This window comes from Jeotgalibacillus salarius, from assembly GCF_004405125.1.
Lineage (GTDB): Bacteria > Bacillota > Bacilli > Bacillales > Jeotgalibacillaceae > Jeotgalibacillus > Jeotgalibacillus salarius.
Map to the genome: position 1 here is coordinate 62,187 of NZ_SORX01000011.1, position 14,806 is coordinate 76,992.

Here is a 14,806-nt window from a genome sequence, read left to right on the forward strand (position 1 = left end):
AGAGAACGGATGTAAAGCAGTTCTTCTTTACAATTTGATGAAAACAATGATAAAATATAACAAAAGGTCAAAGAAGGTCAAAGGAGTGATCTGATGAAACTGGATCAAATGACTTATAGTGTTCAGGATGCGTTTACAGAAGGAAAGCAGCTGGCTTTGGACAGCAAACATTCTTCTGTTGAAATAGAACATGTACTATCAGCTCTGACAGATAATGATTTTACGGTGCGCATATTTTCGGGCATGGATGTATCTGTGCCCGATTTAAAACAATATCTATCTGAGAGACTATCTTCTTTTCCAATCATTTATGCAGATCGATACGATCCAGTATTTACAGGAGACGTAGGAGTCTGGCTGAAAAAATCGGAAGAGGTTATGAATGACTATACTGATGAATTTCTTTCGATAGAACATTTAATGATCGGTTTGCTGAAGTTGACTCATCTAAATGTTGTGAAATATGTATTAGAAAATAGCAGCGGATCTTCAGAGCTGAAAAAAGTAGTAGATAAGATAAGAGGAGGAAGAAGAGTGACGAGCCAAAATCCTGAAGTAGCATATGAAGCACTGACTAAATATGGCCGTGATCTGGTGGAAGAAGTGAAAAAAGGAAAAATGGATCCTGTCATTGGACGGGATGCTGAAATCAGACATGTGATCAGGATCTTATCACGAAAAACGAAAAATAATCCTGTACTTATCGGTGAACCGGGGGTTGGTAAAACAGCAATCGTTGAAGGGCTGGCTCAGCGGATTGTCAGAAAAGACGTGCCGGAAGGGCTGAAAGACAAGATCGTTTTTGAACTTGATATGAGCGCTTTAGTTGCAGGTGCAAAATTCAGAGGAGAATTCGAAGAGAGACTAAAGGCTGTTCTGGCAGAAGTGAAGAATAGTGACGGTCAGATCATTTTGTTCATAGATGAGCTTCATACCATTGTTGGCGCAGGTAAAACGGAAGGGTCTATGGATGCCGGAAATATGCTAAAGCCGATGCTTGCAAGAGGTGAAATACATTGTATTGGTGCCACCACGTTAAATGAACATAGGCAATATATTGAAAAAGATCCGGCACTTGAACGCAGATTCCAGCAGGTTATGGTCCATGAACCTGATGAAGCCGATACAGTTTCAATATTGCGGGGATTGAAAGAGCGGTTTGAACTTCATCATGGAGTAAGGATTCACGATCGTGCAATCGTTGCTGCTGCAAAGCTCTCGGAACGTTATATCACTGATCGATTTCTTCCTGATAAAGCGATAGATCTAATCGATGAAGCCTGCGCGATGATCCGGACTGAAATTGACTCCATGCCACAGGAGCTTGATGAAGCATTCCGCAGAGTCATGCAGCTTGAAATTGAAGAGGAAGCACTGGCAAAAGAGAATGATACAGTAAGCACAGAACGTCTTAGAAAACTCCGTCTTGAGCTTACTGAATTGAAACAACAGGCAGAAGTAATGAAAGCAAAGTGGGAAAATGAGAAACAGTCTCTTGTTGCAGTACAGGAGAAAAAAGAAGCGCTGGATAAGTTAAGAAGAGAACTTGAAGAAGCTGAAAACAACTATGATTTATCAAAAGCAGCAGAGCTGAAACATGGACATATTCCTAAGCTTGAAAAAGAAATTACAGCACTTGAGTTTGAAAATGAAACGTCACGTGACGAAAACAGATTGCTGAGAGAAGAAGTTTCAGAAGAAGAAATCGCTTCGATCGTTGCACGTTGGACTGGCATTCCTGTCACCAGATTAATTGAAGAAGAACGCCAAAAGTTATTGAGACTCGAAGACACTCTCCAGGAGAGAGTGATCGGCCAGCAGGAAGCAGTGACAGCAGTAACAGAAGCCGTTTTAAGAGCGCGTGCAGGAATTAAAGACCCTGACCGGCCGATCGGATCATTTATCTTCCTGGGACCTACAGGAGTCGGAAAAACGGAATTGGCCAAATCATTAGCATTTACATTATTCGACAGTGAAGAACAAATGATTAGAATAGACATGTCAGAGTATATGGAAAAACATGCTGTTTCACGACTGATCGGCGCACCGCCCGGATATATTGGATATGAAGAAGGCGGTCAGCTGACAGAGGCAGTCAGAAGAAAGCCGTACTCTGTGATCCTGCTTGATGAAATAGAAAAAGCACACCCTGAAGTGTTCAACATTCTTTTACAGATGCTTGATGAAGGCAGAATCACTGATTCTAAAGGGCGGACAGTTGACTTTAAAAATACGATTATCATTATGACATCAAATATAGGGTCCAGTCATTTGCTTGAACAGTCCGGGGATCCTGAGCATGCAAGAGAGCTTGTCATGGGAGAGCTGCATCGTCATTTCAGACCGGAGCTTCTGAACCGGATGGATGATATCGTTCTCTTTAATCCTTTAAATGAAGAGCATATGAAAGGAATCGTCTATAAAATGGTTGAAGAACTTCAAAGAAGGTTGTCTGAACAGCACATTACGCTGGAACTGTCAGATGATACAGTTGCATATATTGCGAAAACAGCTTACAACCCATCATTTGGAGCGAGACCACTAAAGCGTTATATACAGAAAGAAGTGGAGACGTTGCTTGCGAAGGAACTGCTTAGAGGGAATGTTAAAGCGTACAGTCATATTACAATTCAACGGGAAGACGATCAGTATGTATTGATCGAAAATAGTTAAAAATCATGATCCCTGTAAATGGGGATCATGATTTTTTAGTGGTGTTCCGCGGGCTGCGGTTTAGGAATGATTGTACCAAGAATGAATAGTAATACAGTTACGATGACCGATATGATCGTAGCCGTCATAAATTCATAAGGAACGCCATTCATAGAACTTACAACGTAAGCCATCATATGAGTTAATAAAAACGTCCAGAAAAATGTCCAGAAGTATGTCAAAGGATTCACCTCATTTCAGAAAATACATCGCTTTCATTTTAGCACAATTTTTAAGAAAAGAAATGTACAATCGATGAAATCGTCTTCAATTTCAGTTATGATGGAAGCGTAATAGATAGAACATGAAGGAGAGAGTAAAATGGCAGATGATAAAACGATGGAATTTATGCAGATTGCAATGAAATACCTACCTGAAGCTAAAGCTAAAATGGAAGAGGCAGGAATTGAAGTGTCAGTAGAATCACTGCAGCCATTTATGTCACTTTTCGCAAAAGCGATGAATGATGCATATGAACTTGGAAAAGCAGATGCAACTAAATAAAAAATAAGCCCAGACGCTCTTAAAAGTGACTGGGTTTTTTTCTATTAAATGAAGTCAGGATTCTATTCAGAAGTTGAAAAGAATAAGATTATCATATAATATTAGTACCAACTCATAATATTTGATCATATTCAATGAAAATTCATTAGAAAGAAGGAAGATATATGCGTGCAGGTGCATTAGGAGTAGGGCGTTATTTACCTGAAAAAGTTGTGACAAACTTCGATTTGGAAAAGCAGATGGATACATCAGATGAATGGATCCGTACACGAACCGGAATTGAAGAAAGAAGATATGCAGCAGATGATGTGAATACATCTGATATGGCCTATGAAGCAGCGCTAAAAGCTTTAAAAGATGCAGATGTCCCAGGTGAAGATCTGGATATGATTCTGGTAGCGACAGTTACACCTGACAGACCGTTTCCTTCAGTAGCTACAATACTTCAGGAAAAACTGGGTGCCAATAAGGCTTCGGCAATGGATATTTCAGCAGCATGTGCTGGGTTTATATACGGCATGGTAACTGCAAAACAGTTTATTGAAAACGCCGGTTATAAAAGAATCTTAGTAGTAGGTGTTGAAAAATTAACGAAGATCACGAACTGGGATGACCGTAATACTGCAGTGCTTTTCGGTGATGGGGCAGGTGCAATGCTTCTAGGTCCTGTAGACGATTCAAAGGGTATATTATCTTTTGAACTTGGGGCTGATGGTTCTGGTGGTAAACACCTCTATCAGGCTGAAGAAGGGTTATATATGAACGGCAGAGAAGTTTTCAAATTTGCTGTGCGCCAAATGGGTGAATCCAGTATAAATGTACTTGAAAAAGCCGGTTTAACAAAAGAAGATGTTGACTATCTGATACCGCATCAGGCGAATATCAGAATTATGGAAGCAGCCAGACAAAGACTTGAATTACCTATTGAAAAGATGTCAATGACTGTGAATAAGTATGGAAATACTTCAGCAGCATCTATCATCATTTCGCTTGTGGAGGACCTCGAAGCCGGACGTATAAAAGATGGTGACCTGTTAGTAATGGTCGGCTTTGGCGGCGGATTAACCTGGGGTGCCATTGCGATGCGATGGGGGAAATAACGTTTTCTAAATACAATAATGCTTGATCTATTATTTAAGTAGGAGATGACAATCATGACAAAAAGACGTGTGGTCGTAACTGGACTGGGAATGGTATCACCAGTAGGAAATGACGTGGAAACATCCTGGCAGAGTATTATTAACGGGAAATCAGGAATCGGAGAATTAACGAGGCTGAATCAGGAAGAGTTTCCTGCCAAGGCTGTAGCAGAATTAAAAGACTTTAATATTGAAGATCATATAGAAAGAAAAGAAGCACGGAAAATGGACCGTTTTACACATTATGCAATTGTGGCATCACGTGAGGCAGTGAAAGATTCTGCACTCGATATTGCATCAAATGCCGATCGGATCGGTGTATGGATCGGAAGCGGGATTGGCGGAATGGAAACATTTGAAAAACAGTTTGAAACGTTCCAAAAGAGAGGTTATAAGCGGGTAAGCCCGTTTTTTGTTCCAATGATGATTCCTGATATGGCAGCTGGACAAGTGTCCATTGACCTTGGGGCAAAAGGAATGAATTCCTGTACAGTAACAGCGTGTGCGAGCGGAACAAATTCAATTGGTGATGCATTTAAAGTCATACAGCGTGGAGATGCTGATGCCATGGTCACAGGCGGGGCAGAGGCTCCGATTTCTCAAATGGCAATGGCAGGTTTTGTTGCCAATACAGCTTTAACTTTAAATGATGATGTGACAAAAGCCAGCCGTCCATTTGATAAGAACAGGGACGGGTTTGTGATGGGTGAAGGCGCAGGAATTCTTATTTTAGAAGAACTTGAACATGCGCTTGCAAGAGGTGCCAAAATTTACGCAGAGATTACCGGATATGGTTCTACAGGTGATGCATACCATATTACAGCTCCTGCACCTGGTGGTGAGGGCGGTGTACGTGCAATGAAGCAGTCACTTGAAGACGCCGGTTTAAAGCCTGAAGAGATCGGTTATATAAACGCCCATGGAACAAGTACAGCTTATAACGATAAATATGAAACAATGGCAATTAAAGAAGTGTTTGGTGAACATGCTTATCATCTTGGTATCAGTTCAACTAAATCTATGACAGGACATTTGCTCGGAGCTGCAGGTGGAGTGGAAGCGATATTCACAGTGCTTGCACTTAAGAATAGTGTACTGCCTCCAACAATCAACCTTGAGGAAGCAGATCCTGACTGTGATCTGGACTATATACCTAACACTGCACGTGAACAACAAGTCCAGGCGGCACTAAGTAATTCGCTCGGATTTGGTGGACACAATGCAACAATTGTTTTTAAAAAGTATGAATAAAATACAGATACCAAGGCGGGGTTTGCAAATAGCAGCCCCGCTATTACTATGAATATGAATGAATATTCATGCATCCTATTGTAATATAATTCATTTTACCTATTAAAGTTATTTAAATAATAAAGTATTGTTAATATTATGCCGAAATTTCGAATGTGAAAATATTTTTTGAAATTTTTTTATTCGACAAAACCCTTTAAAATCAACGTTAATTACAATGAGGGAGTGAATAATTGAAAAGATTTTGAAAAAACAAGTTGATATTGTAATCTATCTGTAATAGTATTTTATACAAATAATATAAATTGATTGAAAATAAGAAATATTAGAGGTGTTCAAATGGTTAGAAAAACGGCAGGACAAAATGAGACACCACTTTTAGAGATCAAGGAACTCCAGACAGGGTTTAAAATTGGTAAGAATTATTACAACGCTGTTGAAAAAGTTTCCTTGAAAGTCGACAAAAGAAAAATTGTCGGAATAGTCGGAGAATCCGGCTGCGGTAAAAGTGTAATGTCACTGTCAGTTATGCAGCTTCTTCCTCAGGGGATCGGTAAGGTCAGAGGAGGCGAAATTAAGTTTGAAGGCAGAAACCTTGAAAATCTGTCTGAACGCGAAATGAACAAAATTCGCGGTAAAGATATCTCGATGATTTTCCAGGAACCAATGACTGCACTTAACCCGGTTTTTACAATCGGTTATCAGATAGAAGAAGTACTTCTTAATCATGAGAATATTGATAAGAAGGAAGCAAGAAAGAAAAGTATTGCATTATTGAAGAGTGTTGGGATACCAAGACCTGAGAGCATCGTTGAAGAATATCCTCACCAGCTTTCGGGTGGCATGAGACAGCGTGTAATGATTGCAATGGCAATCGCCTGTCAGCCTAAGCTGCTGATTGCAGATGAGCCTACAACTGCACTGGATGTAACGGTTCAGGCACAGATACTTGAACTACTGAAAGATATACAAGAAGCGAACGATATGGCAATTATCATGATTACGCATGATCTCGGCGTCGTCTCGGAAATCTGTGACGAGGTTATTGTTATGTATGCAGGTAAAATCGTGGAAAGAACGGATGTAATCACACTATTCGAAGATCCTAAACATCCATATACTCAGCTGCTCATGAATGCAATTCCAAAAATGGATGAAAATCAGGAAACACTTGCGACGATAGAAGGACTTGTACCTTCTATTCAGAAAATGCCTCAGGTGGGGTGCAGATTTGCTAACAGGTGTCCGAAAGCTATGCCCGAGTGTACACAAATCACTCCATTGCTTGCTGAAGACGATCCGGGGCATGAAGTTGCATGTATTTTATATGAAAACAGTAAACAGCCTGAAAGGGTGGGTGACAGATGAACATGACGGAAACGCGCGAAACAGCCGCTCAGCCGCCTGAAACTGAAAAAGAAATATTACTGGATATCCAAAACCTCAAGACTTATTACCCGATAAAAGGCGGGTTCTTAAAAAGGACAATTGGTAATGTTAAAGCTGTTGATGACATCAATATTCAGATTAAAAAAGGTGAAACAATGGGTCTTGTTGGTGAATCCGGATGTGGAAAATCTACAACCGGCCGCACAATTCTCAGACTATTAACACCTACTGAAGGAAAAATCCTTTTTGATGGTAAAGACATTACAAAAATTAAAGGTAACGCTCTTAGAAAAGCAAGACAGGATTTTCAAATGGTTTTTCAGGATCCTTATGCTTCTCTGAATCCAACTCAGAGTGTTGGAGATATTATCTCTGAGCCGATTCGCAATTATCGCAGAGTCAGCAAGAAAGAGTTGAAGCCTGAAATTCTTGAGCTGCTTGGAAGAGTTGGACTGCCGGCTGAAGCATATGACAAGTACGCCCATGAGTTTTCAGGGGGTCAGCGACAGAGAATCGGTATAGCAAGAGCACTTGCGCTGAAGCCAAAGCTGATTGTAGCCGATGAGCCTGTTTCAGCTCTGGATGTATCTGTTCAGTCACAGGTGCTTAACCTGCTGAAAGAGCTTCAGGACGAATTTGATCTTACCTACTTATTTATTGCCCATGACCTCAGTGTTGTTAAACATATGAGTGACAGAATCGGGGTTATGTATCTTGGCAATATGGTAGAAGTGGCAGACAACAAAAGCTTATATGCTGAGCCGCTTCATCCATACACTCAGGCACTCATATCAGCTATACCTGAAGCAGATCCAAAGAAGCGGAAAGAACGTATTGTCCTTCAGGGTGATGTTCCTTCACCTGCTAATCCGCCTTCAGGCTGTCCATTCCATACGCGCTGCCCAATGGCAAAAGCGGAATGTGCTGAAATCAAGCCTGCTTTAAAGGAGGTGAAACCTGGTCACCACGTAGCTTGCATTCTGTACTAAGAAAAACAAACAATTTTGGGGGGAAACATTAATGAAAAAGAAATCGCTATTGCTGATGCTTACATTGCTTCTTGTGCTATCTGCATTTTTAGCAGCATGTAGCTCAGGAGAAAATGCTGAAGAACCAGCAGAAAATGACACTGAAACAGAAACACCTGATGATGGTACTGAAGATGAAGGATCCGAAGACGATGAAGCTTCAGGCGAAGCACAACAGGGTGGAACACTTACATATGGTGTAGATTCTGCTCCAGAAGGCCTTTTCAACTGGGCATTCTACGGTATCGTAACTGATGCAGACATCCTTGCTCTATTTGATGAGGGACTCATTCAGTATGACGAGAACCTTGCACCTGAACCAAACCTTGCAACATGGGAAACAGAAGATAACCAAACATTCACATTCACATTTGAAGAAGGTGTAATGTGGCATGATGGTGTTGAATTAACAGTACATGACTGGGTATTCGCACTTGAAACAATTGCAGATCCTGACTATGATGGACCACGTTTTGCTAACGTTCAAACAATCGAAGGTGCTCAAGCATACCGCGATGGTGAAGCTGACAGCATTTCCGGTCTTAACGTAATTGATGACTATAACATCGAAGTAACTTTCGATAAAGCTCGTGTAAACAACCTTGTAAACGTATGGGCATATCCTATGAGCCGTGCGCAATTCGAAGGTATTCCGGTTGCTGAAATGTCAGCTTCTGAGCAGGTACGTACAAAGCCAGTTGGTCTTGGACCATTCAAAGTTGACAGCATTACTCCTGGTGAAGCAGTTATCATGACAAGATTTGATGATTACTGGAAAGGTCCTGCTAACCTTGATGGGATTAACGTTCAAGTAATCGACAATACAACAACTGTTGGTGCGCTAGGTAATGGCGATATCGATATGATCTCTCTACAGCCTGTAAATGGTGAGGAAGTAGAAGCACTTGATAATGTAGAAGTAGTAACTTACCCAGGTCTTTCTTATTACTATGTAGGATTTAAGCTTGGAACATTCAATTCAGAAACAAATGAAATCGTTGAAGATAAAGAAAAGTATGCTGATGTGAATCTTCGTAAAGCAATGGCACATGCGATTGACCGTCAAACTTGGATTGATGCATTCTTCTTCGGATATGGTTCTCCTGTAAATGGTCCAGTACCATCAAGCCACTGGATTGCAGCTGACCCTGAAGAACTTGCAACTTACGACTATGATCCTGAAAAAGCAAAAGAACTTCTTGCTGAAGCTGGATATGAAGATACAAATGGCGACGGATTTGTAGAAGATCCGAATGGTGAAGAGTTTGTTGCTAAATTCTCACACTATGCTACTGGTAACCCGACATTTGAAACGCGTGCACAGGCAATTGTTCAGTTCTGGCAGGAAGTTGGTATCAATGCTGAACTTGAAATGGCAGAAGTAAACCTTTACTACGATATGATCGAAAAAGATGATCCATCAATCGAAACATTCTTCGGTGGCTGGGGAACTGGCGCTGATCCGGATCCAACTGCACTATGGGGATCTGACCAGCTTTGGAACTACCCACGTTACAAAAATGAAGAGTCTGACAAGCTTCTTGCTGACGCACTTGATATTGAAATTGTAGGTGACGATCAGGAAGCACGTAAAGACCTGTATGTTGAATGGCAGAAAATGATTGCAGAAGATGTTCCGATGATCTTCATCGCACAGCTTGAAGAAATCGTTGCACTTAGCAGCCGTGTTGAAAACGTTGAGTATGACGTTTCAGGTGCTAACAGCCCGCACGAATGGTCTATCGCTCAATAATATTTTGCAGTAAAGATTGATAAGGAGAGTATCTATGTTAAAGTATACAATTCGCCGAATAATCGGTATGATTCCAATGCTTCTCCTTATCTCCTTCGTAGTGTTTCTCCTGGCGAAAGCAATGCCGGGAGATTCGCTAAGTGGGGAGATTGATCCGAATAACACGGACCCTGAGTACATAGAAGAAATGCGTGAAAGACTGGGTTATAACGATCCAATTATTGTTCAGTATTTCAGATGGGTTGGCGGATTTACACAAGGTGATTTTGGAAAATCAACACGATATAAAGTACCTGTAGCAGACTTAGTAGCAGAAAGAATTCCTAATACGATATTCTTGGGTGTGACATCACTTGTAATTACGTATATCTTAGCCTTTGCAATGGGGATATATGCAGGAAGAAAGCCGTATACTTTCGGAGATAATATTATTGGTGGTCTGAACTACCTTGGTCTGGCCATACCATCCTTTATCGCCGCAGTATTCGCTATCTATTTCTTCTCCTTTAACCTTGGCTGGATTCCTTATTCAGGCTCAGTAGATCCAACGCTGCAACCCGGCACATTTGATTATTGGCTAAGCCGTATTCACCATGTGATCATGCCGGCTATTGTTTTAGGAGCATTAGCTACTGCCAGTTATACGCAGTTTTTACGAAATGACATTATTGAAAACAGCAGAAAAGACTTTGTACGTACAGCTCGTGCAAAAGGTACTCCAACATCTAAGATTTATAATGTTCATATCATGCGTAACTCGATTATCCCGCTTGTCACATTTCTTGGCTTTGATATTGCAACACTCATCAGTGGCGCGATTATCACGGAAACAATTTTTACTTACCCGGGAATCGGACAATTATTCCTGCAGTCTGTAACAAATCGTGACTATCCAACACTAATGGTTATTACAATGATGCTTTCAACTTTGACATTAGTAGGAAACCTGATTGCTGATATTTTGTATGGTGTTGTTGATCCAAGAATACGTCTGGATTCATAAAGGAGGAATTATTCAATGGTAAACGTAACAGCAGATTCAAACAAGTCACAGGAAAAAACCATTAATATGTCTCCTTGGGCAATAGCCAGACGTAAGTTTTTGAGAAATAAACTCGCTATGATCAGCAGTTTTTTCTTGTTGACAGTAATTATCATTTCATTTTTAGCACCATTTATCACAACTGCTGATATTTCAAAAGTAAATATTATGCAAATGACATTGGAACCAAGTGGTGATCACTGGCTGGGTACTGATAAATCAGGTCGTGATGTATTTACACGTCTGTTGTATGGTGGACGTGTGTCATTGCTTGTAGGTATGGCATGTACAGCATTGGTTGTATTGTTTGGCACAATTGTCGGTTCAATCGCAGGGTTTTATGGCGGAATTGTTGACTCAGCTTTAATGCGTTTCACAGATTTCGTTCTTAACTTCCCATTCCTTGTATTCGTAATTGTACTTAGTGCGATTTTCCGTGGCTATGTAGATGGATTGACAATCCTCATTGTTGTGATCAGTTTACTCAGTTGGGGCGGAGTTGCCCGTATCGTGAGAAGTAAAATTCTTGCAGAAAAAGAAAATGAGTATATACTGGCTTCAGTTTCAATCGGTTGTAAACCATCTAAAGTAATCATTAAGCACTTGCTGCCTAACGTGCTATCAACAATTATTGTTCAGTCAACCATTCTGTTTGCCGGGCTGATTGTTGCTGAATCAGGTTTAAGTTACCTTGGGTTCGGTGTACCTCAGACTATCCCGAGTTGGGGGAATATGCTTTCCGCTTCACAGGAATCTGACGTATTAGCAAACAAACCGTGGATCTGGATGCCACCGGCAATCATTTTGACGATTACAATATTATCAATCAACTTTATCGGTGAAGGCTTGAAGGATGCATTTAATCCAAAGTCAAACCGTTAATTGTAAAAGCATCTCTCTCGGGAGGTGCTTTTTCATTTCCTGGGAAATGATTTTTATAAAAACAGCATATATTAACACGGGGTGTTAAATGATGATCAGATTTTGCATTTACATAGCAGGGTTCATGATGCTTTGTTCGGGATTTATACATAGTATGATTTTCCTAAACTTAATTCCATCAGGGAATACGTCTTTAGAATACATCAAATATTTATTCAGCCATACTGAAACTTACGGGATACCGTTAGGCATTTTGTTCATTCATCTGTCTACATTAAAAAAATCCGGCAAGAGCCGGACTTCTTAGTTGGATCAATATCTTATTTTTTCTTGCGCTTTCTTCCTAATCCCATAGCAGTTTCCATTTTCTTCACCATTTTACCGGCAGTAAAATTGGCTTTTTCTGCACCCAGATCAAGAATGTCATCAAGTTCTTCTGAGTCCATCAGTTCATAATATCGATCCTGAATCGGTTTTATATGTTCTACAACTACTTCAGCCAATTCCGACTTGAAGTCACCATAACCTCTGCCGTTATAAGACTCTTCAATTTCAGAGATCGTTTTTTCAGTTAAGATAGAATAAATTGAAATCAGATTTGAGATGCCTGGTTTGTTCTCTTTATCATATTTCACAATTCCTTCCGAATCAGTCACTGCACTTTTAATTTTTTTAGTGATTTGGGAAGGTTCATCTAACATTGAGATAAAACCTTTCGCATTTGCATCAGATTTGCTCATTTTTTTTAGCGGATCCTGCAGAGACATGATTCTTGCTCCAGTTTTCGGAATTCTCACTTCCGGAACCGTAAAAATGTCATTATATTTTTTATTGAAACGTTCAGCTAAATCTCTTGTAAGTTCCAAGTGCTGTTTCTGATCCTCACCAACAGGTACTATATCGGTTTTGTACAGAAGGATATCAGCTGCCATAAGAGGAGGATATGTTAATAGTCCTGCAGACACTCCATCCTTACCGGTAGATTTATCTTTAAACTGTGTCATTCTTTCCAGTTCGCCAATATAAGAAACGCATTGTAACATCCATCCCGCCTGAGCATGTGCAGGAACTTCAGATTGAATGAATAATGTTACTTTTTCAGGATTTAAACCAACTGCAATATACATCGCAGCCAGACTCTTAATATTTTTTCTTAATTCAAGGCGATCCTGAGGCATTGTAATTGCATGCTGGTCCACTACACAAAAGTAACAATCGTAATCCTCCTGCATATCTACAAACTGCCTCATAGCGCCAATATAATTCCCCAGTGTGATTGTGCCGCTGGGCTGAATTCCTGAAAAAATTGTTTTCATAAAAAACTTCCTCTCCTTCGTGATTGGGACAAAATAAAAAAATCCGTCCCTTCCTATTAAACATAGTTAATAGGAAGGGACGGATTTTTTCCGCGGTGCCACCCTTATTGCAGTATTATACTGCCACTTAAAGCTCATAACGCAGAGCGATACGCCTTTAACTAATTTACATTCGCTAAAGAGGCTCCAAAGTCCATTCACTGCTGATGAATGTCTGCTTGCACCAACCGCAGACTCTCTGGGAAACATTCGGGCAGTTACTAATCTTTATCTCAGCCTTTAATGATATTAAAACAATTATAATCCAATTCAGGAGATCTAATCAATCATTTTAGAAAAATCCCTATTAAAAGTATGTTTCTACCTGACCAGATCCCATGGAAGAGTATGTAGCAATCATCAATGTTTAAAGTTATGAGAACAAATGATGTAAATTCAGAAATAATTAACAAAATAATTCAATATGTCGTTTCTTTTACTAATATTACTTGTTAGAATAAAAAGGTACATAAAAATGAGTTGGTAGGAGAGGTAAACGTGTCATTGAAATACATCGCAACTTCTGCAAGCGTTGCAATTTTAGCTCTGGCAGTATTTAATACTGACGTAAATGCAGAATCACAACAGGAAAAACAACATCAAATTCGTGAAATTTTACAACAGCAAAAAGAATTCCCGGAATCAATGCCCCGGTTTGTCTATGATTCAGGTCTGAACTTTGAATACCCTGATGCTGTCAGAGGTATATATGTAACTGGCCATTCTGCCGGAGGAGAAAGATTTCAAACATTACTTGATTTGATGGACAATACTGATCTTAATGCAATGGTAGTAGACATTAAAGAAGATCACGGTTATTTAACGTATATGCCAGAAGAAGATTCTAAGTTTTATGATATAGGACAGCCTTACATTAAAGAACCACGTGAAATGCTTGAAACGTTAGAAGAGCATGAAGTTTATCCGATTGCCCGAATTGTTGTATTTAAAGATTCTGTTTTGGCTGAAAACCGCCCTGACTTATCTTTCCAGGAAAATGGTTCGGTATGGGCAAATGGCCGGGGAGAGGCATTTGTAAATCCATTCTTAAAAGAAGTATGGGATTATAATATTGAAATTGCGATAGAAGCTGCTAAAATGGGATTCCAGGAAATTCAATTTGACTATGTCCGCTTTCCTGAAGGTTTCGAAACAAGGGACGATATTCTGACATATGATACAGGAGAGTACACGGATGATGGAAGCGATGATACAAATGAAAGAGTCGATGCTGTAACAGATTTTGTTGAATATGCGTCTGATCAGCTTGAACCTTATGATGTTGAAGTATCTGTAGATATCTTCGGATATTCTGCAACACTGCCTGAAGCTCCGGGAATTGGTCAAAACTTTAACCGGATCTCAGAGCATGTTGATGTCATTTCCTCTATGATTTATCCAAGTCACTGGACATCTTATTTTGGAATTGCAAAGCCGGATCTTGAACCATATAACCTTATTGCCGAATATGCGAAAGTTGAAAATGCAAAGCTCGCTGAATTGGAAAATCCACCAGTATCAAGACCATGGATACAGGATTTCACTGCATCTTACCTTGGTGCCGGTAATTATCTGGTATACGGCCCGAATGAGGTGAAAGCCCAGATTGATGCCTTATATGATAATGGGATAAATGAATTTCTATTATGGAATGCAGGAAACACTTACACAGGCGGAGTAGATTATTTGCCGTAAACAACATGAGAAAAACATCACAGAAACCGGCACATCTTTTTTGTGCCGGTTTCTGT

13 protein-coding genes and 1 other annotated feature are annotated in these 14,806 nt (G+C 40.0%); of the genes, 11 read left to right on the plus strand and 2 right to left on the minus strand.

Annotation, left to right across the window (positions count from 1 at the left end; genetic code table 11):
- Positions 1-93: 93 nt before the first annotated feature.
- On the plus strand, positions 94-2,673 hold the full coding sequence (clpB, locus tag E2626_RS14995; protein WP_134382614.1) for an ATP-dependent chaperone ClpB: 2,580 nt from the start codon (positions 94-96) through the stop codon (positions 2,671-2,673).
- Positions 2,674-2,708: 35 nt separating this feature from the next.
- Here clpB and E2626_RS15000 read toward each other — a convergent pair whose 3' ends face one another.
- Entirely contained in the window at positions 2,709-2,894 is a 186-nt protein-coding gene (locus E2626_RS15000) for a YjzD family protein (protein ID WP_134382616.1), read from the minus strand.
- Positions 2,895-3,033: 139 nt separating this feature from the next.
- On the opposite strand from E2626_RS15000, the gene E2626_RS15005 reads away from it, so the two are divergent.
- From E2626_RS15005 to E2626_RS17580, 9 genes are all read left to right on the plus strand, one after another.
- The gene (locus E2626_RS15005; protein WP_134382618.1) at positions 3,034-3,216 is read left to right on the plus strand and encodes a ComZ family protein; all 183 of its coding nucleotides are present in this window, start codon (positions 3,034-3,036) and stop codon (positions 3,214-3,216) included.
- Between the two features lie 164 nt (positions 3,217-3,380).
- Positions 3,381-4,316, plus strand: a complete 936-nt coding sequence (locus E2626_RS15010; protein WP_134382620.1) for a beta-ketoacyl-ACP synthase III — start codon at positions 3,381-3,383, stop codon at positions 4,314-4,316.
- Between the two features lie 54 nt (positions 4,317-4,370).
- Positions 4,371-5,606, plus strand: a complete 1,236-nt coding sequence (fabF, locus tag E2626_RS15015) for a beta-ketoacyl-ACP synthase II (protein WP_134382622.1) — start codon at positions 4,371-4,373, stop codon at positions 5,604-5,606.
- Positions 5,607-5,945: 339 nt separating this feature from the next.
- Positions 5,946-6,974: an ABC transporter ATP-binding protein gene (locus E2626_RS15020; protein WP_134382624.1), complete on the plus strand. Its 1,029-nt coding sequence runs from the start codon at positions 5,946-5,948 to the stop codon at positions 6,972-6,974.
- Positions 6,971-7,984, plus strand: a complete 1,014-nt coding sequence (locus tag E2626_RS15025) for an ABC transporter ATP-binding protein (RefSeq protein WP_424955140.1) — start codon at positions 6,971-6,973, stop codon at positions 7,982-7,984. Before E2626_RS15020 ends, E2626_RS15025 begins: the two co-directional genes overlap by 4 nt.
- Before the next feature lie 31 nt (positions 7,985-8,015).
- Complete coding sequence (gene opp4A / locus E2626_RS15030) at positions 8,016-9,776, plus strand: oligopeptide ABC transporter substrate-binding protein (protein ID WP_134382626.1); 1,761 nt, start codon at positions 8,016-8,018, stop codon at positions 9,774-9,776.
- A gap of 34 nt (positions 9,777-9,810) precedes the next feature.
- Entirely contained in the window at positions 9,811-10,779 is a 969-nt protein-coding gene (gene opp4B / locus E2626_RS15035; RefSeq protein WP_134382628.1) for an oligopeptide ABC transporter permease, read from the plus strand.
- Positions 10,780-10,794: 15 nt separating this feature from the next.
- Entirely contained in the window at positions 10,795-11,700 is a 906-nt protein-coding gene (opp4C, locus tag E2626_RS15040) for an oligopeptide ABC transporter permease (RefSeq protein ID WP_134382630.1), read from the plus strand.
- Between the two features lie 91 nt (positions 11,701-11,791).
- Positions 11,792-12,007 carry a YuzI family membrane protein gene (locus tag E2626_RS17580; protein ID WP_481808268.1) on the plus strand — a complete coding sequence of 72 codons (216 nt, stop codon included), beginning with the start codon at positions 11,792-11,794 and terminating at the stop codon, positions 12,005-12,007.
- Between the two features lie 13 nt (positions 12,008-12,020).
- Here the strand turns inward: E2626_RS17580 and trpS are convergent, their stop codons facing one another.
- The gene (gene trpS / locus E2626_RS15045; RefSeq protein WP_134382632.1) at positions 12,021-13,016 is read right to left on the minus strand and encodes a tryptophan--tRNA ligase; all 996 of its coding nucleotides are present in this window, start codon (positions 13,014-13,016) and stop codon (positions 12,021-12,023) included.
- 72 nt (positions 13,017-13,088) lie between these two features.
- Positions 13,089-13,299 (minus strand) — a binding site (T-box leader).
- A gap of 260 nt (positions 13,300-13,559) precedes the next feature.
- Here trpS and E2626_RS15050 point away from each other — a divergent pair.
- On the plus strand, positions 13,560-14,750 hold the full coding sequence (locus tag E2626_RS15050; protein WP_424955141.1) for a putative glycoside hydrolase: 1,191 nt from the start codon (positions 13,560-13,562) through the stop codon (positions 14,748-14,750).
- Positions 14,751-14,806 lie beyond the last annotated feature (56 nt).